Origin of the sequence: Allobosea sp. 2RAB26 (assembly GCF_052115465.1) — a bacterium.
Taxonomy (GTDB): Bacteria; Pseudomonadota; Alphaproteobacteria; order Rhizobiales; family Beijerinckiaceae; genus Allobosea.
On record NZ_JBFRGS010000001.1, the window covers coordinates 283,400 to 305,030 of the forward strand.

The 21,631-nt window shown below is 65.9% G+C and carries 18 protein-coding genes; 7 read left to right on the top strand and 11 right to left on the bottom strand.

The window, feature by feature from the left end; all coding sequences use genetic code 11:
• Window positions 1–173: 173 nt before the first annotated feature.
• The 6 genes from AB4118_RS01270 (at window position 174) to AB4118_RS01295 (ending at window position 8,793) form a co-directional block, all read left to right on the top strand.
• Window positions 174–2,255 carry a 3-hydroxyacyl-CoA dehydrogenase NAD-binding domain-containing protein gene (locus AB4118_RS01270; protein WP_441488012.1) on the top strand — a complete coding sequence of 694 codons (2,082 nt, stop codon included), beginning with the start codon at window positions 174–176 and terminating at the stop codon, window positions 2,253–2,255.
• On the top strand, window positions 2,252–3,937 hold the full coding sequence (locus tag AB4118_RS01275; RefSeq protein WP_441488013.1) for an AMP-binding protein: 1,686 nt from the start codon (window positions 2,252–2,254) through the stop codon (window positions 3,935–3,937). Before AB4118_RS01270 ends, AB4118_RS01275 begins: the two co-directional genes overlap by 4 nt.
• Window positions 3,938–3,952: 15 nt before the next feature.
• Entirely contained in the window at window positions 3,953–5,140 is a 1,188-nt protein-coding gene (locus AB4118_RS01280) for an acetyl-CoA C-acyltransferase (RefSeq protein WP_441488014.1), read from the top strand.
• A 5-nt stretch (window positions 5,141–5,145) separates the two neighbouring features.
• Window positions 5,146–6,345 carry an acyl-CoA dehydrogenase family protein gene (locus AB4118_RS01285; RefSeq protein ID WP_441488015.1) on the top strand — a complete coding sequence of 400 codons (1,200 nt, stop codon included), beginning with the start codon at window positions 5,146–5,148 and terminating at the stop codon, window positions 6,343–6,345.
• A 147-nt stretch (window positions 6,346–6,492) separates the two neighbouring features.
• Complete coding sequence (locus tag AB4118_RS01290) at window positions 6,493–7,647, top strand: acyl-CoA dehydrogenase family protein (RefSeq protein ID WP_441488016.1); 1,155 nt, start codon at window positions 6,493–6,495, stop codon at window positions 7,645–7,647.
• Between the two features lie 90 nt (window positions 7,648–7,737).
• A complete protein-coding gene (locus AB4118_RS01295) occupies window positions 7,738–8,793 on the top strand; it encodes a DUF808 domain-containing protein (protein ID WP_441488017.1) in 1,056 nt (351 codons plus the stop codon).
• Between the two features lie 9 nt (window positions 8,794–8,802).
• Here AB4118_RS01295 and AB4118_RS01300 read toward each other — a convergent pair whose 3' ends face one another.
• Complete coding sequence (locus AB4118_RS01300; protein ID WP_441488018.1) at window positions 8,803–9,498, bottom strand: nitroreductase; 696 nt, start codon at window positions 9,496–9,498, stop codon at window positions 8,803–8,805.
• Window positions 9,495–11,201, bottom strand: a complete 1,707-nt coding sequence (locus tag AB4118_RS01305; RefSeq protein WP_441488019.1) for a lysine--tRNA ligase — start codon at window positions 11,199–11,201, stop codon at window positions 9,495–9,497. Before AB4118_RS01305 ends, AB4118_RS01300 begins: the two co-directional genes overlap by 4 nt.
• A gap of 208 nt (window positions 11,202–11,409) precedes the next feature.
• Between AB4118_RS01305 and AB4118_RS01310 the strand changes: the two genes are divergently transcribed.
• Window positions 11,410–12,582 (top strand): amidohydrolase, encoded by a 1,173-nt coding sequence (locus tag AB4118_RS01310; protein WP_441488020.1) that lies wholly within the window; start codon window positions 11,410–11,412, stop codon window positions 12,580–12,582.
• A gap of 169 nt (window positions 12,583–12,751) precedes the next feature.
• Here the strand turns inward: AB4118_RS01310 and AB4118_RS01315 are convergent, their stop codons facing one another.
• The 9 genes from AB4118_RS01315 to uxaC all read right to left on the bottom strand — a co-directional run bounded on the left by AB4118_RS01315 (window position 12,752) and on the right by uxaC (window position 21,595).
• Window positions 12,752–13,588 (bottom strand): transporter substrate-binding domain-containing protein, encoded by an 837-nt coding sequence (locus AB4118_RS01315; protein WP_441488021.1) that lies wholly within the window; start codon window positions 13,586–13,588, stop codon window positions 12,752–12,754.
• Between the two features lie 115 nt (window positions 13,589–13,703).
• A complete protein-coding gene (locus AB4118_RS01320) occupies window positions 13,704–15,176 on the bottom strand; it encodes a mannitol dehydrogenase family protein (protein WP_441488022.1) in 1,473 nt (490 codons plus the stop codon).
• Window positions 15,173–16,453: a TRAP transporter large permease gene (locus AB4118_RS01325; protein ID WP_441488023.1), complete on the bottom strand. Its 1,281-nt coding sequence runs from the start codon at window positions 16,451–16,453 to the stop codon at window positions 15,173–15,175. The genes AB4118_RS01320 and AB4118_RS01325 overlap by 4 nt, the downstream gene beginning before the upstream one ends.
• Window positions 16,454–16,456: 3 nt before the next feature.
• Window positions 16,457–16,990, bottom strand: a complete 534-nt coding sequence (locus tag AB4118_RS01330; protein WP_441488024.1) for a TRAP transporter small permease — start codon at window positions 16,988–16,990, stop codon at window positions 16,457–16,459.
• A gap of 173 nt (window positions 16,991–17,163) precedes the next feature.
• Window positions 17,164–18,147 (bottom strand): TRAP transporter substrate-binding protein, encoded by a 984-nt coding sequence (locus AB4118_RS01335; RefSeq protein WP_441488025.1) that lies wholly within the window; start codon window positions 18,145–18,147, stop codon window positions 17,164–17,166.
• A 94-nt stretch (window positions 18,148–18,241) separates the two neighbouring features.
• The gene (locus AB4118_RS01340) at window positions 18,242–18,583 is read right to left on the bottom strand and encodes a cupin domain-containing protein (protein ID WP_441488026.1); all 342 of its coding nucleotides are present in this window, start codon (window positions 18,581–18,583) and stop codon (window positions 18,242–18,244) included.
• Window positions 18,580–19,344 carry a 2-dehydro-3-deoxy-D-gluconate 5-dehydrogenase KduD gene (gene kduD, locus AB4118_RS01345; protein WP_441488027.1) on the bottom strand — a complete coding sequence of 255 codons (765 nt, stop codon included), beginning with the start codon at window positions 19,342–19,344 and terminating at the stop codon, window positions 18,580–18,582. The genes AB4118_RS01340 and kduD overlap by 4 nt, the downstream gene beginning before the upstream one ends.
• A complete protein-coding gene (gene kduI, locus AB4118_RS01350) occupies window positions 19,344–20,195 on the bottom strand; it encodes a 5-dehydro-4-deoxy-D-glucuronate isomerase (protein WP_441488028.1) in 852 nt (283 codons plus the stop codon). The genes kduD and kduI overlap by 1 nt, the downstream gene beginning before the upstream one ends.
• Window positions 20,192–21,595, bottom strand: a complete 1,404-nt coding sequence (uxaC, locus tag AB4118_RS01355; RefSeq protein ID WP_441488029.1) for a glucuronate isomerase — start codon at window positions 21,593–21,595, stop codon at window positions 20,192–20,194. The genes kduI and uxaC overlap by 4 nt, the downstream gene beginning before the upstream one ends.
• Between the last annotated feature and the right edge of the window lie 36 nt (window positions 21,596–21,631).

Here is a 21,631-nt window from a genome sequence, read left to right on the forward strand (position 1 = left end):
CAGCTTCCGGAGCGGTCAAGTTGTGGGCGTTCATTCTGCAATGCAGTTCCCGCTTGTGGCGCCGCCGGCGCCGTCCTGCCCATTCTTGACAAGCCGTGGCCAGTCGCCTCTCTAGTCCGAGAAATGCAGCATTCAATTCTGCAGTGCAGACTGAAAGCGTCAGGAACATGCCCATGGAGACCGTCCGGCTCTCGCAGCGCGGCCCGGTGGCGATCGCGACCATCGATAATCCTCCGGTGAATGCCCTGAGTGCGAGCCTGCGGGCCGCTCTCGTCGATGCGCTTTCGCGTGCGGCTGCCGATCCGGCGGTCGAGTCTATCGTGATCGCGGCCGCCGGGCGGGCCTTCATCGCCGGTGCCGATATCAGCGAGTTCGGCAGGCCGCCGGTCGAACCAACCTTGCCTGGCGTGCTCGCGATCATCGAAGGCTCCGCGAAGCCGGTGGTGGCTGCCATTCAGGGCGTCGCGCTGGGCGGGGGGCTGGAACTGGCGCTCGCCTGCCATGGCCGTGTGGCGGCACCAGCGGCAAAGCTCGGCCTGCCCGAGATCAAGCTCGGCATCATTCCGGGTGCCGGCGGAACCCAACGCCTGCCGCGCGTGATCGGTGCGGCGAAGGCCTTTCCCCTGATGCTGAGCGGAGAGGCCATCTCTGCGGAGAAGGCGGCCGCACTCGGCCTCGTCGACCGGGTCGTCGAGGGCGACATCGTCGCTGCGGCCATTGCGCTGGCGCAGGAGCTGGCGGCCAAGGGGGCCCCCGTGAAGACCGGCGAGCGCGCGGACATGCTGACATCATCCGACCGCGAGGCGTTCGAGGCTTTGGCCAAGGATGCGGCAGCCAGGTCGGGCGACATGCCGAATGCGCTGGCGCTGATCGAGGCGGTGCGCGGCGTCTTCACCCTGCCATTTGGCGAGGGGCTTGCCGCCGAGCGCGCGCTGTTCCTCAAGCTGGTCGTCGATGACCGTTCCAAGGCCCTGCGCTACGCCTTCTTTGCCGAGCGCGAGGCGGCCAAGGTCCCGGGCATCGACGAGGGCAAGGGGACGCGTCAGATCCGGCAGGCGGCCGTCATTGGCGCCGGCACGATGGGTGGCGGGATCGCGATGTGTTTCGCCAATGCCGGCATCCCAGTGACCGTGATCGAGACGACGCGGGAGCAACTCGACAAGGGCTACGCCCGCATCCGCGACACCTACGGCTTCTCGGTCAAGCGCGGTTCGCTGACGGAGGCCGCGCGTGACCAGCGTATGGCGCTGATCACGCCGAAGCTCGGGCTCGAGGCGGCAGCGGAGGCGGATATCGTGATCGAAGCCGCCTTCGAGGAGATGGGCGTCAAGCAGGAGATCTTCGGCGCGCTCGATGGGATTGCGAAGCAAGGCGCAATCCTGGCCTCGAACACCTCCTATCTCGACCTCGCGACGATCGCCATGGCAACGAAGCGGCCGCAGGATGTGATCGGGATGCATTTCTTCAGCCCGGCCAATGTCATGAAGCTGCTTGAAATCGTGCGGCCGGCCTGCGTTGCGGATGATGCGGTGGCCACTGCGATTTCGCTCGGACGCAGGCTCGGCAAGGTGCCGGTCGTGGTCGGGAACTGCTTCGGCTTCGTTGGCAACCGCATGCTGGAACAGCGCACGCGGGCCGCCGAGCGGCTGCTGATCGCCGGTGCGCTGCCGCATGAGGTCGACGCGGCGCTGACCGGTTTCGGCTTCAAGATGGGGCCATTCGCGATGTCGGATCTCGCGGGCAACGATATCGGCTGGCGCACGCGCAAGTCGCGCGGCAAAACCGCAGCGGTCGCGGACGCGATCTGCGAGCGCGGCTGGTTTGGTCAGAAGACCGGGCGTGGCTACTATCTCTATCCAGAGGGCGCGCGCGCCGGGCAACGCGACCCGGAGGTCGAGGCGCTGATTGCGCAGGTTTCCAAGGAGCAGGGCGTTGAGCGCCGGGCGATGAAGCCGGACGAAATCCTGGCGCGCCTGCTCGATCCGATGGTCAATGAGGGTGCGAAGATCCTCGCGGAGGGGATTGCTGCGCGGCCGGGCGATATCGATACGATCTGGATCAACGGCTATAACTGGCCGGCCTGGCGCGGTGGGCCGATGCACTGGGCTGACTCTGTCGGGCTCGACGTGATCGTCAAGCGTCTGGAAAGGCTCGCAGCGGAAAGCGGTGATGCCGCGCTCGAACCGGCGCCGCTGCTGCGCAAGCTCGCGGCCGAGGGCAAGGGCTTCGCGGACCTGAAGGCCATGCCGGCGTGATCCAGGCAGCGCGCCCTATCTGGCAGGAGCGCTTTCCGCAGGCCTGCGACTGGGACGCGGCAGTGGAAACCGGTACGGTGCCGGACCTGCTCGTGCCGGCCGTCGCGGCGCGGCCGGACGCGGTGGCCATCGCGTTCCGCGAGAGCGAGCTGAGCTATGGCGAACTCGACAGGCTGGCCACCCGGCTCGCGGCGGGGTTGATCGCCGATGGCGTCAGGCAGGGCGACCGGGTGGCGCTGTTCCTTCCCAATACGCCCTGGCATCCCGTCGCGTTCTTCGCGGTTGCGCGCTGCGGCGCGACCGTCGTGCATCTCAGCGCGCTCGATGCCTTGCGGGAGCTTGAACACAAGCTCGTGGCAACGCAGCCGGTCCGCCTGATCACCACGAACCTTCCAGGCTTCCTGCCGCAGATGCAGGCGCTGCGTGCGGCGGGCTTCGTCGATCGCGTATTGGTCGGCGACGATTCGCGCTGGGGAGCGGGGGAGGCCGAGCGGCAGGATCTTCCGACTGGTGGCGGCTTCGTCTGGCTCGACGACCTGATGACGGCGCCTGACCCGGTGAACTGGCCGGTGCTTTCGCCCGAGGATGTGGTGTTGCTGCAGTTCACCGGCGGCACGACAGGGGCGCCGAAGGCAGCGATGCTGACGCATGGCAATCTTGTCTCGGCGGTGAACATCTACCGTCTCTGGACGGATGGCGAACCGTTGGAAGCCGGAGCGCAGACCGCGATCGCGGTGCTGCCGCTGTTCCATATCTACGCGCTGACCACGATCCTGCTGCGCCATTTGCGGGACGGCAACCGCATCCTGCTGCGCCAGCGCTTCGATGTCGAAACCCTGATCGAGGATATCGCGATCCGTCGCGCGACGATGTTCTCCGGTGTGCCGACGATGTGGTTTGCCCTGCTCAACCGCAAGGGCGTCGACACGGTCGATTTTTCGTCGTTGCGCTCCTGCGTCTCGGGCGGCGCGCCCCTGCCCTTCGAGGTCCAGACCCGACTCGAAGGCATATTGGGCGTCAGGCTGAACAATGGCTGGGGCATGACCGAGACCGCGCCCGCCGGCTCGCGCCTGCCGAAGCAGGCGAAACCTCGGCCGGGCGTGATCGGCGTACCGCTGCCAGGCCTCGAGATGAAGATCGTCTCGCTCGACGTCGGGCGTGCCGATTGCCCGCCCGACGAAATCGGTGAGATCGCCATTCGCGGCCCCAATGTCTTCAAGGGTTATTGGAACGAGGCGGAGGCGACGCGCGATGCCTTCCACGAGGGCTGGTTCCTGACCGGGGATCTCGGCCGGATGGACGCCGACGGGCTGTTCCAGATCGTCGACCGGCGCAAGAACATGATCATCTCGAGCGGCTTCAACGTCTATCCGGTGGCGATCGAGAATGCGATCTACGAGCATCCGGCGGTGCAGGAAGTGCTGGTGATCGGCATCGACGACGATTATCGCGGCCAGGCGGCGAAGGCCTTCGTCGTGCTCAAGGCCGGCATGCCTGCCTTTACGCTCGACGAATTGCTGCACTTCCTCAAGGATCGCCTCGGCCGGCACGAGACGCCGCGCGGGCTGGAATTTCGCGAGAGCCTGCCGCGCAGCGCTGCCGGGAAGCTGCTGGCGAAGGTGTTGATCGCCGAAGAACAAGAGAAGCGGCCCAAGCCCGCTTCGCCCGAATCCGCTGCATAGGACCTGAGAAAATCCATGACAGAAGCCGTCATCGTCTCCACCGCCCGCACGCCGATCGGCAAGGCCTTTCGCGGTGCCTTCAACCAGACCCGCGGTGCCGATCTTGCGGCGCACGCGATCAAGGCAGCCTATGAGAAGGCCGGGATCGAGCCGGCGGCGATCGAGGAGATCGTGCTCGGCTGCGGCTATCCGGAGGCTGCGACCGGCGGCAATGTCGCCCGTCATGCCGCGCTGGTCGCCGGCATCCCGGTCGCGTCCGCCGGTGTCACCGTCAGCCGCTTCTGCGCTTCGGGCCTCGAGGCGATCGCGCATGCGGCGCGGCGCATCGTCATGGACGGCGTGCCGGTCGCGATCGGCGGAGGCGTCGAGTCGATCAGCCTGGTGCAGCCGGTGGTGCGGCGCGAACTCACCCAGAACGACTGGCTGATGAAGCACAAGCCCGAGATCTACACGACGATGATCGAGACCGCCGACAACGTCGCCGAGCGCTACGGCATCTCGCGCGAGGCGCAGGATCTGTTCTCGCTGGAAAGCCAGCGCCGCACCGCCGCGGCCCAGCAGCGCTTGCTGTTCGACGACGAGATCGTGCCGATGAGCGCAGTGATGTCCGTCACCGACAAGGCGAGCGGCGAAACGTGGAACGAGCAGGTCACGCTCGCCAAGGACGAGGGCAACCGGCCGGACACTACGCTGGAGGGACTTGCGAAGCTGAAGCCGGTGCGCGGCGAGGACAAGTTCATCACCGCCGGCAATGCCAGCCAGCTCTCGGACGGTGCGGCTGCGAGCGTCGTGATGTCGGCGAAGGAGGCTGCGCGGCGGGGCCTGTCGCCGCTCGGCATCTTCCGTGGCTTCGCCTCGGCCGGCTGCGAGCCGGACGAGATGGGCATCGGCCCGGTCTTCGCCGTGCCGCGCCTGCTCGAGCGCAATGGCCTGAAGGTTTCGGATATCGATCTCTGGGAACTCAACGAGGCCTTCGCCTCCCAGTCGATCTATTGCCGCGACACGCTCGGCATCGATCCCGAGAAGGTCAACGTCAATGGCGGCGCGATCTCGGTCGGCCATCCCTTCGGGATGAGCGGGGCGCGGCTGGTTGGCCATGCATTGCTGGAGGGGCGCCGCCGCAAGGCGCGCTATGCCGTCGTCACCATGTGCGTCGCCGGCGGCATGGGCTGCGCGGGGCTGTTCGAGATCAATCAGGGCTAGCCATCATGGACCTGCGCTTCACGCCCGAGGAAATCGCCTTCCGCGATGAGGTGAGGCAGTTCTTCCGCACCGAGATCCCGGCTTCTATCCGCAGGAAGGTCTCCGAAGGCCTCGGGCTGGCGCGGGAGGATTATGTCACCTCGCAGCGGGTCATGAACGCGCGCGGCTGGGCCGTACCGCATTGGCCGAGCGAATGGGGCGGGCAGGATTGGAGCCCGATCCAGCGCTATATCTTCACTGAGGAGATGCTGCTCGCCGCCGTGCCGCTGCCGCAGCAGTTCAATTGCTACATGGTCGGGCCGGTGATCGCGGCCTTCGGCTCCCAGAGCCAGAAGGAGAAGCACCTCGCGCGTATCGCCAATCTCGACGAATGGTGGTGCCAGGGCTTTTCCGAGCCCGGCGCGGGTTCGGACCTCGCCTCGCTGAAGACGCGGGCCGTCCGCGATGGCGATCATTACGTCGTCAACGGCCAGAAGACCTGGACCACGCTCGGGCAGCACGCAGACTGGATCTTCTGCCTCGTGCGCACCGACCCCGCGGCGAAGAAGCAGGCCGGGATCTCTTTCATCCTGATCGACATGAAGACGCCCGGCATCACCCTGCGCCCGATCATCACGCTCGAGGGCCGGCACGAGGTCAACGAGGTTTTCTTCGACGATGTCCGCGTGCCCGTCGAAAACCTCGTCGGCGAGGAGAACAGAGGCTGGGACTATGCCAAGTTCCTCCTTGCCAACGAGCGTGTCGGCATCGCCCGGATCGGCCTCTCCAAGGAACGTCTTGCCCGGATCAAACGGCTGGCGAAGGAGATGCCGGCCGGCGACGGTGTGCTGTGGGATGACGCCGATTTCCGCGAACGGTTTGCGCTGGTCGAGATCGAACTGAAGGCGCTGGAAATCACCCAGATGCGGGTGGTCGCAGCACAGGGCAGGCGCGATCCCAACAAACCCGATCCTGCCTCCTCGATCCTCAAGATCAAGGGCTCCCAATTGCAGCAGGCGACGACGGAACTGCTGCTGGAGGTGGCCGGGCCATTCGCGCTTGCCGCGCCGCTGCGGACGGGCGACCTCACCAATGACTGGCCCTTCGAGCATGACTGGGCCGATGCGGCTGCAGCGAGCTATTTCAACAACCGCAAGGTCTCGATCTATGGCGGCTCGAACGAAATCCAGAAGAACATCATCGCCAAGGCGGTGCTGGGGCTTTGACGATGAGGCTTGGCGCCCTGCCGCGTCCTGGCCGGGCTTGTCCCGGCCATCCCCGTCTTCCCTCCACGCGCGTCGCAGGACGCAAGAGCTCGCCACAAGGGCGAGCATGACGCGGTGGCTAGCGCCCCGCCAGCTGGATGAAACCCGATGGATTTCGACCTCTCCTCCGAACAGGCCCAGCTCAAGGACAGTGTCGAGCGGCTGATCGGTGCGGCCTATGGCACGCTCGACGCGCGGCAGGCCTTGGCGAAGGAGCCGCTCGGCTTCTCCGAGAAGGGTTGGGCGCAGCTTGCGGAGCTGGGCCTCACCGGCATTCCGTTTTCTGAGGAGGAGGGCGGTTTCGGCGGCGGTCCTGTCGAGACCATGGTGGTGATGGAGGCGCTGGGCAAGGGACTGGCGCTGGAGCCCTATCTTGCGAGCATTGTGCTGGGTGGCGGCGCCGTCCGGTTCGGCGGTTCGTCTGAACAGAAGGCGCGGATCATTCCGGGCATCGTTGACGGCACCTTGCGCCTGGCGCTGGCCTTCACCGAGAAGCAGTCACGCTACGATCTCTTCGACGTGGCGACGAGCGCGCAGCGCACGGAGACAGGGTTCGTGCTCGATGGCGCCAAGAGCGTCGTGATCAATGGCGACAGCGCGCACCGGATCGTGGTGAGCGCCAGGACAGATGGCGGCCGGCGCGACCGGACCGGGATCAGCCTCTTCCTCGTCGATGCGGCGGCGCCCGGCGTGAGAACCCGAGGCTACCCGACACAGGATGGCGGACGCGCTGCGGAGATCGCCTTCTCCGGCGTCGTGCTCGGCCAGGAGGCTCTGCTGGGATCGCTCGGCGCAGGGCTGCCGATCCTCGAGCGTGTCGCTGACCACGCCATTGCTGCGCTCGCCGCCGAAGCTGTCGGCATCATGGATGCGCTGCACGGCCTGACCGTCGACTATCTCAAGACGCGCCAGCAGTTCGGCGTCGCGATCGGCCAGTTCCAGGTGCTGCAGCATCGCGCCGTCGACATGCTGATGGCGCTCGAACAAGCCCGCTCGATGGCGCTCTATGCCGCGATGATGGTCGGCCATCCCGATGCGGGCGAGCGGACCGCCGCGTTGTCGGCCGTGAAGGTCCAGATCAATCGCTCCTGCCGGCTCGTCGGGCAGGAGGCGGTGCAGCTCCATGGCGGCATCGGCATGACGATGGAATATCTCGGCGCGCATTATTTCAAGCGCCTGACCATGATCGAGAGCCTGTTCGGCGATACCCCCCATCATCTGCGGCGGGTCGGGCAGGCTGGCGGGCTGGTCGCTGCCTCCTGAGGCGACTTGCTGGACGGAGGCGCCCCTTGTCATCTTCGGGGCCGCGTCGTTGACTGGTTTGGCCCAGTGCGTGTCCCCGGAGGTGCGATCGTGAGTTCCGGCCTTGTCGCCCTGCTCGACGATATCGCGGCGCTTGCGAAGGTCGCTGCGGCGTCCCTCGACGATGCCGCGAGCCAGGCGGCGAAGGCGAGTGCCAAGGCTGCCGGCATCGTCATCGACGATACGGCCGTGACGCCGCGCTATGCCGTCGGGTTCAGCGCGGATCGGGAACTTCCGATCATCGGGCGGATCGCGCTGGGCTCATTGCGGAACAAGCTGGTATTCCTGCTGCCGGCGGCGCTCCTGCTGGCGCTGTTCGCACCCTGGGCAATCACGCCGCTGCTGATGCTGGGCAGCCTCTATCTCTGCTTCGAGGGAGCCGAGAAGGTCCTGGAATTGGTCCGGCCTCATGGCGCTGATGTCGAAGGCGAGGGCGCCTCGGCGGGGATCGACGCCACCCAGTTCGAGAACCAGAGGATCAGCGGTGCAGTGAGGACCGACTTCATCCTCTCGGCGGAGATCATGGCGATCACGCTCGCAAGCGTGTCTCAGTCCTCGTTCTGGACGCAGGCGCTGGTCCTGGCCATCGTCGGCATCGGGATGACCGCCTTCGTCTACGGTCTCGTCGCGCTGATCGTGAAGGCCGATGATGCCGGCGTTGCTCTGGCGCAGAACGATCACCCCATCTCAAACCTGCTTCACCTTGGGCGTGGCAAACGCCCCGCCGAAGCCGAGCCCAGCATCGTCGACCGCCTGCTGCGGCCCCTGTCCAAGGGATTCGGGCGGGGGCTCGTGGTGAGCATGCCCGTGCTGCTCTCGATCCTCAGCGCTGTCGGGACCGTTGCCATGCTCTGGGTCGGCGGCGGCATCCTGATCCACGGTTTCGAGGGCTATGGCTTCAGTGCGGTGGGGCACCTCATTCACGATGCCGCCGTGGCATCGGCCCGCCCCGTCCCCGGCCTGGGCGCGGTTGTCGAATGGCTGGTGACGGCGGCGCTGTCGGCGGTCGTCGGGCTGGCCGCGGGCGTGGCAACGATGATCGGCATTCACTTCGCCGTTGCGCCAGTGCTGAAGCTGTTCGGCAAGAGCAGGCCGAAGCTGGTGTAGCTCCTGCCTTCAGTCGAGCCAGGTGGTGAAGGTCTCGACCGGCTCGCGCTCCGGCACTAGCCGGTTCGCAGCTGCGTCAGGGTCGGCATGGCCGATCGCGATGCCGCAGACGACGACCTCGCTCTCGGGGATCGCCAACGCATCGCGCACGACCGGATGAAAGCGGGCAAAAATCGCCTGCGGGCAGGTATCGAGGCCATGCGCCTGGGCAGCGATCAGCAGATTCTGGATGAACATGCCGAGATCGAGCCAGGAGCCGATTTCGAGGTCGCGGTCGATCGTCACCATCAGCGCGACCGGCGCGCCGAAAAAGCGCAGGTTATAGGCCGTCTGCCGCTTCATGCCCTCATGGTCACCCCTGGTGACGCCGAGCAGGCCATAGAGGTCCCAGCCGACCTTGCGGCGGCGCGACTGATAGGGCTCGGTGAAGGTCTGCGGGTAGTAGCGGTACTCCTCCGCCGGTTTGAAGTCGGGATCGTCCAGCGCAGCGAGCAACCCGGCTTCCAGCCGTGCCCGGCTCTTGGGGCCGAGCACACGCGCCTTCCAGGGCTGCATATTGGTCCCGCTCGGCGCTTGGGCGGCGAGTTCGAGCAGGAGCCGCACCAGCGCAGGATCGACCGGATCCGGCAGAAAGGCACGCACCGCGCGGCGACTGCGGATGGCCTGTTCGACCATATCCGGTGCAAGCGCGGTGCGTTTGTTCATCCCCGTGCGGCCTCACGCGCCTTCAGGAAGGCGTGGTGCTCGGCGAGCAGGTCGCCGGCGAGCGCCTTGGCGATCAGCGCGCGGGTGTTCTCGATGCCGTAGATCGCAGCGAAGGAGCCGAAGCGTGGGCCTTTGGGCTCACCGAGCAGGATCTCGTAGAGCGTGTTGAACCAGGCGAGCGAGACGCCGGCCGAGCCGTCCTTCTGCACGGTCTTGTAGGGATCGCGTCGGCCGATATCGTAGACCGCGTCCTGGATCGTGCCGGCATCGGTGACGCCTGCAGCCGAGAGTTCGCCGAGCCTGGCTGAGAGATCCTGCAGGGCCTGCCGCTCCTCCAGCGTCGCCGGACGGTATTGCTTGGCTGGCTTCACGAAATCCTGGAAATAGCGGATCGCGTAGCCGACCAGCGCGTCGAGACGCGGATGGGTCGCAGGCGAGGCACCCGGCGCATAGCGGCGCAGGAAGCCCCAGAGTACATCCTTGTCCTCGGCATTGGCCACGGCGACGAGGTTCATCAGCAGCCCGAAGGTGACCTGCGTCTTGGCGGCGTTATCGCCTTCGCCCGAGGCGATCACCTCCGGCGCCGGCGGGTTGCCGTTATGGATATGCCAGACGGGATTGCCGAGCCGGTTCTTCCAATCCTGCCGCTCGTAGCCGCCGAGGAACTGCAGATATTCGTCAGCCGCACGCGGAATGACGTCGAAATGCAGCTTCTTGGCCTCGCGCGGACGCGAGTACATGAAGAGCGCCAGGCTCTCCTGCGAGCCATAGGAGAGCCATTGCTCGATGGTCAGGCCGTTGCCCTTCGACTTCGAGATCTTCTGGCCCTGCTCATCGAGGAAGAGCTCGTAGTTGAAGCCGTCCGGCGGCGTCGCATCGAGGGCGCGCGCGATGGCCGACGAGACCTTGACGGAATCGATCAGGTCCTTGCCGGCCATCTCGTAGTCGATGCCGAGCGCGACCCAGCGCATCGCCCAATCCGGCTTCCATTGCAGCTTGGCATGGCCGCCGGTGACAGGGGTCTCGAAACGCTCGCCGCTCTCCGGGTCGGTCCAGGTGATGGTCCCCTTCTCGACATCGCGCGCCTCGATCGGCACCTGCATGACGATGCGGGTCCTGGGATGGATCGGCAGGAAGGGCGAATAGGTCGCGGCGCGCTCCTCGCGGAGCGTTGGCAGCATGATCTTCATCACCGCGTCGTAGCGCGCCAGCAGCTTCAGCAGGGTCGCGTCGAACTCGCCCGCCCGATAGCTGTCGGTCGAGGACTTGAACTCGTAATCGAAGCCGAACTGGTCGAGGAAGGCACGCAGGCGGGCGTTGTTATGCCGGCCGAACGAGTCATGCGTGCCGAAAGGATCGGGGACCTCGGTCAGCGGCCGTCCGAGATGCTTCGCCAGCAATTCCTTGTTCGGGACGTTGTCCGGCACCTTGCGCAGGCCGTCGAGATCGTCGGAGAAGGCGATCAGCCGCGTCGGCACCGTGTCGTCAGTGAGCACGCGGAAGGCGTGGCGCACCATCGAGGTGCGCGCGACCTCGCCAAAGGTGCCGATATGCGGCAGGCCCGAGGGGCCGTATCCGGTCTCGAAGAGCACCTCTTTCTTGCCCGATTTCTCGATCCGGGCCACGAGCTTGCGTGCTTCCTCGAACGGCCAGGCGGCCGAACGCTGGGCGGCATCCACGAGCGTGGGATCGAAAGCGGACATTTGCGGCGGGTCCTCGTCTGTCTCAAGGTTTTCGGAAGCTCCGGCTTTGACAGATGAGAACGGGCGGCGTCAATCGGTGCCGGCTGTCCTGGGGCGTTGCCTGCCCTGCACCGCATTCATTGCCTGCCCGGGTCGCGTTCGGTCGAATTGCTCTTGCGGCGCATGCGTATAGGCTCCGCCCCGCGATTGGCTCTGTATCGGATACCTCATGGATCACGCTCTCCTCGAAACGCTCAAGACGTGGCGACGACATCTCCACGCGCATCCCGAACTCTCGCTGAAGGAGAGCGCGACGGCCGCCTTCGTTCAGGAGAAGCTGACCGAACTCGGCATTCCCTTTACCGCCGGCATTGGTGGCCACGGCGTCGTCGCGACGCTGAAGCGCGGCAACTCGGACCGCAGCGTCGGATTGCGGGCCGATATGGACGCCTTGCCGATTCTCGAGGCGAATGACCTGCCCTATGTCTCCACGAACAAGGGCGTGATGCACGCTTGCGGCCATGATGGCCACACGACCTCCCTGCTCGGAGCCGCCGCCCTGCTGGCGCGCGACGAAAGCTGGAGCGGGACGGTCCATCTGCTGTTCCAGCCTTCGGAGGAGAATGGTGCCGGCGCCCGGGCGATGATCGCCGACGGTCTGTTCGAACGCTTCCCGATGGAGCGCGTCTTCGGATTCCATAACTGGCCCGGCCTGGAAGCCGGCACGGTGGCGGTTCATCACGGACCGGTTATGGCCGAGCCCGGCCGATTCCGGATCACCCTGCAGGGCACGGCCGGCCATGCCGCCAAGCCCGACCTGACGCGCGATCCGATCGTTGCGATGAGCCATCTGATCGTGGCTCTGCAGACGATCGTCGCCCGCAATGTCGATCCGCTCGACAGCGCGGTCGTCTCGGTCGGCATGGTGCATGGCGGCCAGGCGCCGAACCAGATCCCGTCCAGCGTCACCATCGACGGCACTTTCCGGACCTATCGGCCGGCGGTGCGCGATCGCGTGATCGGGAGCCTCAAGCGCATTGCCAACAGCACGGCCGAGGCCTTCGAGATGCGGGCCGAGATCGAGATCATCACTGGCGGTCGCGCCACGGCGAATACCGAACTGGAAGAAGAGATCTCGGTCGCGGCAGCGAAGCAGGCTGGTCTGACGGTTCGGCGCGACGTGCCGCCGAGCACCGCGAGCGAGGATTTCTGCCATTTCATGGCGGACAGGCCGGGCGCCTATGTCTGGATCGGCAATGGCCCGGTGACCGACGGTGGCGAGCTCCACAACGAGCGCTACAACTTCAATGACGATATCCTGCCCGCCACGGCTGGCTGGATGGCAAGCGCGGCCCGCCTGGCGCTCGAGGGCGAGCTCTCCAATACGCGCCCCGCGCGATGAAACGGGAGGGAGGCGGGTCCACGGGCTCACCTCCCTCCTGATTCTGCGTGGGGCAACCGAACCTGACGAGATTGGGGCGGCAGCGAGCCCTCGGGGAACCGGGTAGGCCGGGCGCCGATTGCGAGCGCTCCGGACACGAGATCGGCGAGGAGCCTGGGTTGGCTTCCCTTCAGAACGGGCTCACCGGAAAGAACCGCAGATAGAGCCTGGCATAGGTGCCGTCGTCCCAGAGCGATTGGAGCGCATAGTCGATTGCGCGTATCAGGGTCGGGTCATCCTTGCGCGTGAGGAAGCTGACCCCCTCGCCGAAATAGCGGCTTTCCAGGAAGGGGCCGCCGCTGAAGGCGAGCTCGCCGCCGTTGCGGCCGGCGAGCGTGAGTGCAAGCGCGACGCCGTCCCCGAAGACATATTCAACCTCGCCGCTGCGCAATGCGGCAATCGCTGCCGTCAGGCTGGGGGCTTCACGGCGCTGGGCGAAGGGCATCAGACGTTCGAGGAAGGCCTGATGCGCCGAGCCGCTGATGACGGCGATCCGCTTGCCCTGCAACTCGCGGCTGTCGAGTTCCGGCTGAGCACTGCCGCGGGTCGTGACGAAACGGGCAGGGGAGCGGAAATAGAGATGGCTGGCGCTGAAACGGGCGCGGATCTGCGGCGTCACCGCCATCGCCGCCGCCAGGACGTCGCCGCGCCCTTCGGCCAGGGAATCGAGCAGCGTGTCGAAGCGGCGGGCCTGAACCGTGCAGGTCCACAGCATCCTCTCGCAGACCGCACGGGCGAGCTCGACCGAGAAACCGGTCAGCGCGCCGTCCGGCGCAGCAAAATGCAGCGGCGGATAGTCGTCGTCGGTCAGGAAGCGAACCACGCGTGGGGGCCCGGGCTCCGGCCGATCGAGCCTGATCTTGCCGTCCCAGAAATTGGGGACGGTCGCGGGAGATTGCGCCGCAGCTGTGCCGGCTATCAGGAGGCCAAGGCAGAATGTGGAGGCAAGGAGGGCGAGCCGCTTCATGGCCGCATCTGGCGACAGGGGGCGAGCCTGATCAAGAGGTTTCGCTATTCGCATGTGGAACCCTGTCCCGGCAGGAGAGGGTTCCACATGCGCTGTTGCTTTCCGGGCTTCGGCCTCAGGCCGCCAGCGCCGCCGCCGTTGCCTTCGCGCCCTGCGAGAACAGGCTATCGAGCTGCCGGGCGACAGCCTGGGTGAAGGCCGTCTCGCGCGGCAGATCGCTACCGAAGATCGCTTCGATGCCGAGAAGGCCGCTGCTCAGCGCCTGCGCATTCCGGCCCGCCTGCGTCGCGATGCGGGCGAATTCGCCCGCCAGCGGGTCGCGGACATCGATGACGGCGCCCGTCTCGTCCGTGCCGGTGACGTAACGCATCCAGGCCGCGACGCCGAGCGCAAGGTGATCGATCGGCGCACCGGCCTTGAGGCGTTCGCGGATCGTGCCGAGCAGGCGCTGCGGCAGCTTCTGCGAGCCGTCCATGGCGATCTGCCAGGTACGGTGGCGAATGGCGGGGTTGCGGAAGCGGGTGAGCAGCGCGCCGGCATAGTCGGAGAGATCGACGCCTTGCGGAGCGGGCACGGTCGGGATGATCTCGGCCCAGAGCCCCTGCAGGAAGCGGGCGAGCACGGGATCGCCGCTCGCCTCGGCTACGGTCTCGTGGCCGGAGAGATAGCCGAGATAGGCGAGGCTGGAATGGGCACCGTTGAGCATGCGCAGCTTCATGAACTCGAAGGGCGCGACCTCGGAGACCATCTGGGCGCCGACTTCGTCCCATGCGGGCCTGCCACTGGCAAAACGATCCTCGACCGCCCATTGCCGGAAGGGTTCTCCGATCACCGGTGCGGCGTCTTCGACACCGAGCAGGCCGGCGGCCTCCGCGATGTCGGCGTCGGTGGTGGCGGGCACGATGCGGTCGACCATCGTCGCCGGGAAGGCTCCATTCGCTTCGATCCAGGCTGCAAGCGTATCGTCCTGCAGAGCTGCGAAGTCGCGCACCAGGCCGCGCAGGACCTTGCCGTTATGCGGAAGGTTGTCGCAGCTCAGCGCGGTAAAGGGAGCGAGGCCTTCGGCCTTTCGCAGCTTCAGGGCGGCGACGATCAGGCCAATGGCCGAGCGCGGGGCATCGGGATGTTCCAGATCGTGAACAATGTCGGGATGATCCTGCCGCAGTCGGCCGGTGGCCGGGTCGTGGCAATAGCCCTTCTCGGTCACGGTCAGCGAGACGATGCGCGTTTCGGCGGCGGCGAGACGTGTGACGAGAGCGGCGGGATTCTCGGGCGCGACGAGCACATCGAGCACGGAACCGATGATGCGCATCTGCGGGCCGTCTGGAGCCCGCTTCAGGAAGCTGTAGAGACCGCCTTGTGGCTTCAGCCTGTCGCGCTGGTCGGGGCGCTGCAGGCTGGCGCCGATGATACCCCAGGCGCCGAAAGCGTGCTCGAGCGCATCATCCGTATATTCGCAGAGATGGGCGCGGGCGAAGGCGCCGAGCCCGAGATGCACGATGCCGGGCTTCAGCCCTGCGCGCTCATAGGATGGACGGCGGACAGTCTTGGGCAGGCTGCCAAGGGTTTGCGGCGACAGTCTGGTCAATGGAACACTCTTGGCAGCCAGAGGGAGATTGCAGGGACATAGGTCACCAGCAGGAGTACGGCAACGCTGGCGCCGTAGAAGGGCCAGATCGTCCGCATCGATTCCCCGATCGAGACGCGCCCGATGGCACAGGCGACGAACTGTACCGATCCGACCGGCGGCGTGTTCAGGCCGATGCCGGCGTTCAGGATCAGGATCACGCCGAAATGCACGGGGTCGACGCCAAAGGCCTTCACAACCGGCAGAAAGATCGGCGTGCAGATGATGATCATCGGCGCCATGTCCATGAACGTGCCGAGCACGAGCAGGATGAGATTGATCATCAGCAGGATGACGAGTGGGTTGTCCGAGACCGCCTTCATCGCGCCGATCGTCGCCTGCGGCACCTGCAGGAAGGCCATCAGCCAGCCGAAGGCGCCGGCCGTCCCGATCACCAGCAGCACCATAGCCGTGGTGCGAACCGCGCCAAGGGTCGCTTCGACAAAGGCCGTCCAGGTGAGCTGGCGATAGACGAAGATGGTGACGAGGACGGCGTAGACGACAGCCACGCAGGAGGATTCCGTTGCGGTGAAAACGCCGGACCGGACCCCGCCGAAGATGATGAAGATCAGCAGGATGCCGGGCAGCGCCAGCACCATGTAGCGGCCCACCGCAGCAAATCCCGGAAACGCCTCGCGCGGATAGCCGCGCCGGACCGCGACGGCCCAGGCCGCAACCATCAGCGCGGCGCAGAGCATCAGGCCGGGAATGATGCCGGCGGTAAACAGATCGGCGATCGAGATGTTTCCGCCCGCCGAGAGCGAATAGATGATCATGTTGTGCGAGGGCGGGATCAGCAGCGCGATGATCGCCGCATTGGCCGTGACATTGACCGCATAGTCCGCGTCGTAGCCGCGTTTGACCATTTGCGGGATCATCAGGCCGCCGACGGCGGATGCATCCGCGACGGCCGAGCCGGAAATGCCGCCGAACAGCGTGCAGGTGACGACATTGACCTGCCCCAGGCCGCCGCGCAGATGGCCGACGAGACTCGAGGCCATCTGGATCAGGCGCTCGGCGATGCCGCCGCGGATCATCAGGTCGCCGGCATAGATGAAGAACGGAATCGCCATCATGGCGAAGGCGTTCATGCCGGAATTCATCTGCTGGAAGACGACGACCGGCGGCAGGCCCATATAGACGACGGTGGCGATCGACGACATGCCCAGGCAGAAAGCCACGGGCACGCCGATGAGGAGAAGCAGCGCGAAGGTACCAAAGAGGATCCAGAGTTCCATCGCTCAGACTTCCTGTGCGCTGCCGAAATGCGTGAAGCCGAGCGGGGCGGATTTCGCCTTGGTGAGAAAGAGCATGAGCTTTTCGAAGGAGAAGAGGGCGATCAAGGCGCCGCCGACCGCGATGGGGACATAGTCCCAGCCGCGCGAGATGCCGATGATCGGCAGGCGGTCGCTCCAGGTCCCGATGGCGAGCTGCGCGCCATAGACCAGCATGGCGAGGCCGAAGGCAATCACCAGAAGCTCGGTCAGGATGATCAGCCCGTTGCGCAGCGGCGGCGGCGACATGGCGAGGCCGACCTCGAAGCCGAGATGATCGCTCTCGCGCACGCCGACTGCGGCGCCGAGCAGGATGAACCAGGACATCAGGAAGAGGGCGCTGGCCTCGACCCAGATCGGCGTGTCGTTCAGCACATAACGCCCGAAGACGCCCCATGCGACGATCACGGTCATGGCGACAAGACCTGCCCCGGCGATGACCAGTGCAATGAGGCAGAGCTTGGCGCCCAGCCGGGTCAGGATTTGTGCAAGGAGAAGCATCAAGACGCTCCGGCGCCGCGTGAGGCGCTTTTTCCCGGGTGATGCTGGCTTGTTCCAGTTTCGCCGGCGGTGAAAGCCGCCTGCGAAGCGGGATCGTCAGAACCGCTCCACCCGGGGAAGGCCGAAAAGGAGACGCAAGTGACTGGGCGCGGCCGGAAGGGCCGCGCCGGCCTTCACTTCACCGCCTGGATGGCAGCCACCATCTCCTTGAGCTTCGGATCGGTGACGAACTTGTCGTAGACGGGCTTCATCGCATCGATGAAGGGCTGCTTCTCGACCGTGTTGATCTGTGCGCCGCCAGCTTTGACCTTGGCTTCCGACTCCTTCTCGCGCGCATCCCAGAGCTCGCGCATCTTGGCGACGGATTCCTTGGCTGCGGTCTTGATCAGCGCCTGGTCCGCCGCGTTGAACTTGTCGAAGCTGCGCTTCGACATCACGAGCACCTCCGGCGAGAGCGAGTGCTCGGTGGTCGAATAGAACTTCGAGACCTCGAAATGGCGGGTCGACTCGTAGGACGGCCAGTTGTTCTCGGCGCCGTCGATGACGCCGGTCTGCAGCGCCGAATAGACTTCGCCGAACGGCATCGGGGTGGCATTGGCGCCGAGCGCCGAGACCAGAGCCACGAACATGTCGGACTGCTGGACGCGAATCTTCATGCCCTTCATGTCGGCTGGCGAGCCGATCGGGCGCTTGCCGTTATAGAAGGAGCGCGAGCCGGAATCGTAGAAGGCGAGGCCGATCAGGTCGTGCTTCTCAAAATCCTTGAGCAGGTTGTCGCCGATCGGGCCGTCCATGACTTTCCGCATATGATCGACCGAGCGGAAGATGAAGGGCAGCGAGGGTATGTTGGTCGCCGGGATCAGGTTGTTGAACGGCGCCATGTTGATGCGGTTCATGTCGATGACGCCAAAGCGCGTCTGATCGATCGTATCCTTCTCCTGGCCGAGCTGGGCGGAGTGGAAGACGTTGATCTTGATGCGTCCATTGGTCCGCTGATCCAGCAGCTGGCCCATGTATTTGACCGCTTCGATGGTCGGATAGCCGTCAGGGTGGATGTCGGTGGAGCGCAGGGTGACGTTCTGCGCCTGAGCCGCGCCGACGGTCGCTGCGATGAAAGCCGCGCCGACGAGCGCGGAGACTGTCCGTCTTGTAAGCATGTTCCTGTTCCTCCCGTTTGAGTAGATCGCCGGATTTTCCCGGTCGTTCTTGTCCCGTGTTCGGGAGCCGTGCCGCCCCATGCCGGCTTCGGCCTTAGAGAAATTCCCTCCGCATCGGCGTGAAGGAATCGATCAACTGCCCGGCCTCGATGGCGACGACGCCATGGACGAGGTTTTCGGGCACGAAGAAGCTGTCGCCGGCCGCTAGCCTGCTGGTCCTGCCGTCAATCGTGACGTCGAAGACGCCGCTCTCGACATAGGACGCCTGACGATGCGGGTGCTGGTGCGCCCTGCCGATGGCTCCGGCCTCGAAGACGACGCGGACGATCATCAGGTCGGGCCCATAGGCCATGATCTTGCGCTTCACGCCAGGCTCGGTCGCCTGCCAGGCGAAGTCGCGCTCATGCTGGAAGAAGGAGTTGAGACGCTCGCTCATCGTGCCAGCCAGCCTCCATCGACGGGGATGATCGCACCATGCACGTAGGCCGCCGCGTCGCTTGCAAGGAAGACGGCAGCCCCGCCGATATCCGAAGGCTTGCCCCAACGACCAGCCGGGATGCGGGCAAGGATGGCGGCGTTACGGTCGGCATCCTCACGCAGGGCCTGCGTGTTGTTGCTCTCGATATAGCCGGGGGCGATCGCGTTCACATTGATGCCCTTGCCCGCCCATTCGCAGGCCAACAGCCGGGTCAGGCCGGCAAGCCCGCTCTTGCTCGCAGTATAGGAGGCGACGCGGATACCGCCCTGGAAGGAAAGCAGCGAGGCGATGTTGACGATGCGCCCGGTGCGGCCGGCCGCGAGCGCTGCCTTCGCAAAGGCCTGGGACAGGAAGAAACTCGCCTTGAGGTTCACGTTCATGACCTCGTCCCAGTCGCTCTCGCTGAAATCGAGAGCGTCGGCGCGGCGGATGATGCCGGCATTGTTGACGAGGATATCGAGCGGGCCGGCGGCTTCGGCGGCTCTGGTGACGGCCTCGGCTGCGATCCCGGGTTGCTGCAGATCGACGGCGAGCGGCAGGCAGCGTCCGCCGGCATTGGTGATCTTTGCCACCGTCTCGGTCATGGACGAGCGGCCGGCGGCGACGACCGTGGCTCCGGCCTCGGCCAGCGCCAGCGCAATGCCCTGGCCTATGCCGGTATTGGCGCCGGTGACGAGCGCCGTGCGCCCGACGAGATCGAAGGGCGCACGCGCAACCATCAGCGCAGCATCTCGACGGGCGCGGCGTCCATGTCGGTGAACTCGACATTGTCGCCGGCCATGGCCCAGACGAAGGCGTAGTTCGAGGTGCCGCAGCCGCAATGGATCGACCAGTTCGGCGAAATCACGGCCTGCTCGTTGGCGACGAGCAGGTGCCGGGTTTCGGTCGGTTCGCCCATGAAATGGAAGACGCGATGGGCCGGGTCGAGGTTGAAATAGAGATAGGCTTCCATCCGCCGCGTGTGGGTGTGGCAGGGCATGGAGTTCCAGACCGAACCGGGCTCGAGTGCCGTCATGCCCATGACGAGCTGGTTGGTGCCCGTCGTGTTCGGCATGATGTATTGCCGGATGGTGCGCTTGTTCGAGGTCTCGGCCGTGCCGAGATGCAGAGTGTTGGCATCCGATTGGCGGACGAGCTGATGCGGCGCCTCGCGATGGGCGGGGGCGCTGGTCAGGTAGAACTTGGCGGGGTTGGCCGGATCGGCGCTGGAGAAGCTGACCTCCTTCGCGCCCAGTCCGACATAGAGCGCGTCGAGGTTCGGCAGTTCGAACTGCTTACCGTCGACGGTGACCGTGCCGGCGCCTCCGATATTGATCACCCCGAGTTCGCGGCGCGCCAGGAAGAAGGGCGTGCCGGTCGGGGCGAAGGGGTCGAGCGTCAGCGGCTTGCTCACCGGGGTGGCGCCGCCGACGATCATGCGGTCGTAATGGCTGTAGGTCCGCGTCAGCTCACCCGGCACGAAGATGCGCTCGACCAGGAAGTCCTGACGCAGTGCCTCGGTGTCGTAGCGCTTCACATCGCGTGGATGCGCGGCCTGGCGTTCGTCGATCGAGCTCGCTGCGCTGGTCACAGGCGGTAGGCCTCCTTGGCCAGGCGATAGGCGAGGTCGTAGGCCACCTCCGCCGCCTCGTCCTCGCCGAGGCGATGCTCGGCGACGAGCTTGGCGAGATAGGTGCAGTCGCAGCGGCGAGCGACGTCGTGACGGGCTGGAATCGAGAGATAGGCGCGCGTGTCGTCGTTGAAGCCGACGGTATTGTAGAAGCCTGCGGTCTCCGTCGTGAGCTCGCGGAAGCGCAGCATGGCTTCCGGCGCGTCGAGGAACCACCAGCCGGGTCCGAGCTTCAAAGCGGGATAATGTCCGGCGAGCGGCGCGAGTTCGCGGGAGTAGACGGTCTCGTCGAGGGTGAAGGCGATGACCGTCAGGTTGGGTTCGTTGCCCACCGCATCGAGCAGCGGCTTCAGTGCCGAGACGTAATCCACGCCGCGCGGGATATCGCAGCCCATATCGCGGCCGAAGGTTTCGAACAGCATCGGGTTATGGTTGCGGACGGAGCCGGGGTGGATCTGCAGGACGAAGCCGTCATCGAGGCTCATCTTCGCCATCTCGGTGAGCATCTGACCGCGGAACAGGTCGGCATCCTCGGCCGAGAACTTGCCCTTCAGGATCTTGGCGAAGAGTTTTTCGGATTCTGCCTGCGAGAGATTTGCCGTGCGCGCGGTGGCGTGGCCATGGTCCGAGGAGGTCGCGCCACGCTGTTTGAAATAGGCCCGGCGGGCGCGGTGGGCCGCGAGATAGCCGGTCCAGTTCATGACATCTTCGCCGGTCAGCTCGCCGAACTGTGCGAGATTGTCCTTGAAGCCCCCGAATTCGGGGTCGACGACGCTGTCCGGCCGATAGGCCGTGACGACCTTGCCGCCCCAGCCGGATTCCCGGATCATGTCGTGCCATTTCAGGTCGTCGAGCGCGCCCTCGGTGGTCGCGATCGCCTCGATGTTGAAACGCTCGAACAGGGCGCGGGGACGAAACTCCGGCTGCTCGAGCTTTTCGGCGATGCGGTCGTAGATGCGGTCGGCATTCTCCGGGCTCAGGCGCTCGTTGATGCCGAAGACCCCGGACAGGGCATGCTCGAACCAGAGCCGGGTCGGCGTGCCGCGGAACAGCCGCCAATGGCTGGCGAAGAGCCGCCAGATCGCGCGGGGATCGGTCTCGACCGGGCCGCCATCCTTGCGGGCGATGCCGAGCTGCTCGAGCCTGACGCCCTGCGAGTAAAGCATCCGGAAGATGTAGTGGTCGGGCTTGACCAGCAGCGTCGCCGGATCCGGGAACGGCTTGTCCTCGGCGAACCAGCGCGGGTCGGTATGGCCGTGTGGCGAGATGATCGGGAGATCGCGAATCCCGGCATAGAGACGGCGCGCGATGCCTCGCGTCACCGGATCGGCAGGAAACAGGCGATCATCGTGCAGCAACATCAGCAATCTGTCCCGATAGGCCCGCGACTGTACGGG

What these genes read in the sequence shown, in the direction of transcription:
- AB4118_RS01270 (WP_441488012.1), top strand. Translation starts at nt 174, where the DNA reads ATGGAGACCGTCCGGCTCTCGCAGCGCGGCCCGGTGGCGATCGCGACC.
- AB4118_RS01280 (WP_441488014.1), top strand. Translation starts at nt 3,953, where the DNA reads ATGACAGAAGCCGTCATCGTCTCCACCGCCCGCACGCCGATCGGCAAG.
- AB4118_RS01285 (WP_441488015.1), top strand. Translation starts at nt 5,146, where the DNA reads ATGGACCTGCGCTTCACGCCCGAGGAAATCGCCTTCCGCGATGAGGTG.
- AB4118_RS01290 (WP_441488016.1), top strand. Translation starts at nt 6,493, where the DNA reads ATGGATTTCGACCTCTCCTCCGAACAGGCCCAGCTCAAGGACAGTGTC.
- AB4118_RS01300 (WP_441488018.1), bottom strand. Translation starts at nt 9,498, where the DNA reads ATGAACAAACGCACCGCGCTTGCACCGGATATGGTCGAACAGGCCATC.
- AB4118_RS01305 (WP_441488019.1), bottom strand. Translation starts at nt 11,201, where the DNA reads ATGTCCGCTTTCGATCCCACGCTCGTGGATGCCGCCCAGCGTTCGGCC.
- AB4118_RS01310 (WP_441488020.1), top strand. Translation starts at nt 11,410, where the DNA reads ATGGATCACGCTCTCCTCGAAACGCTCAAGACGTGGCGACGACATCTC.
- AB4118_RS01315 (WP_441488021.1), bottom strand. Translation starts at nt 13,588, where the DNA reads ATGAAGCGGCTCGCCCTCCTTGCCTCCACATTCTGCCTTGGCCTCCTG.
- AB4118_RS01325 (WP_441488023.1), bottom strand. Translation starts at nt 16,453, where the DNA reads ATGGAACTCTGGATCCTCTTTGGTACCTTCGCGCTGCTTCTCCTCATC.
- AB4118_RS01330 (WP_441488024.1), bottom strand. Translation starts at nt 16,990, where the DNA reads ATGCTTCTCCTTGCACAAATCCTGACCCGGCTGGGCGCCAAGCTCTGC.
- AB4118_RS01335 (WP_441488025.1), bottom strand. Translation starts at nt 18,147, where the DNA reads ATGCTTACAAGACGGACAGTCTCCGCGCTCGTCGGCGCGGCTTTCATC.
- AB4118_RS01340 (WP_441488026.1), bottom strand. Translation starts at nt 18,583, where the DNA reads ATGAGCGAGCGTCTCAACTCCTTCTTCCAGCATGAGCGCGACTTCGCC.
- kduD (WP_441488027.1), bottom strand. Translation starts at nt 19,344, where the DNA reads ATGGTTGCGCGTGCGCCCTTCGATCTCGTCGGGCGCACGGCGCTCGTC.
- uxaC (WP_441488029.1), bottom strand. Translation starts at nt 21,595, where the DNA reads ATGTTGCTGCACGATGATCGCCTGTTTCCTGCCGATCCGGTGACGCGA.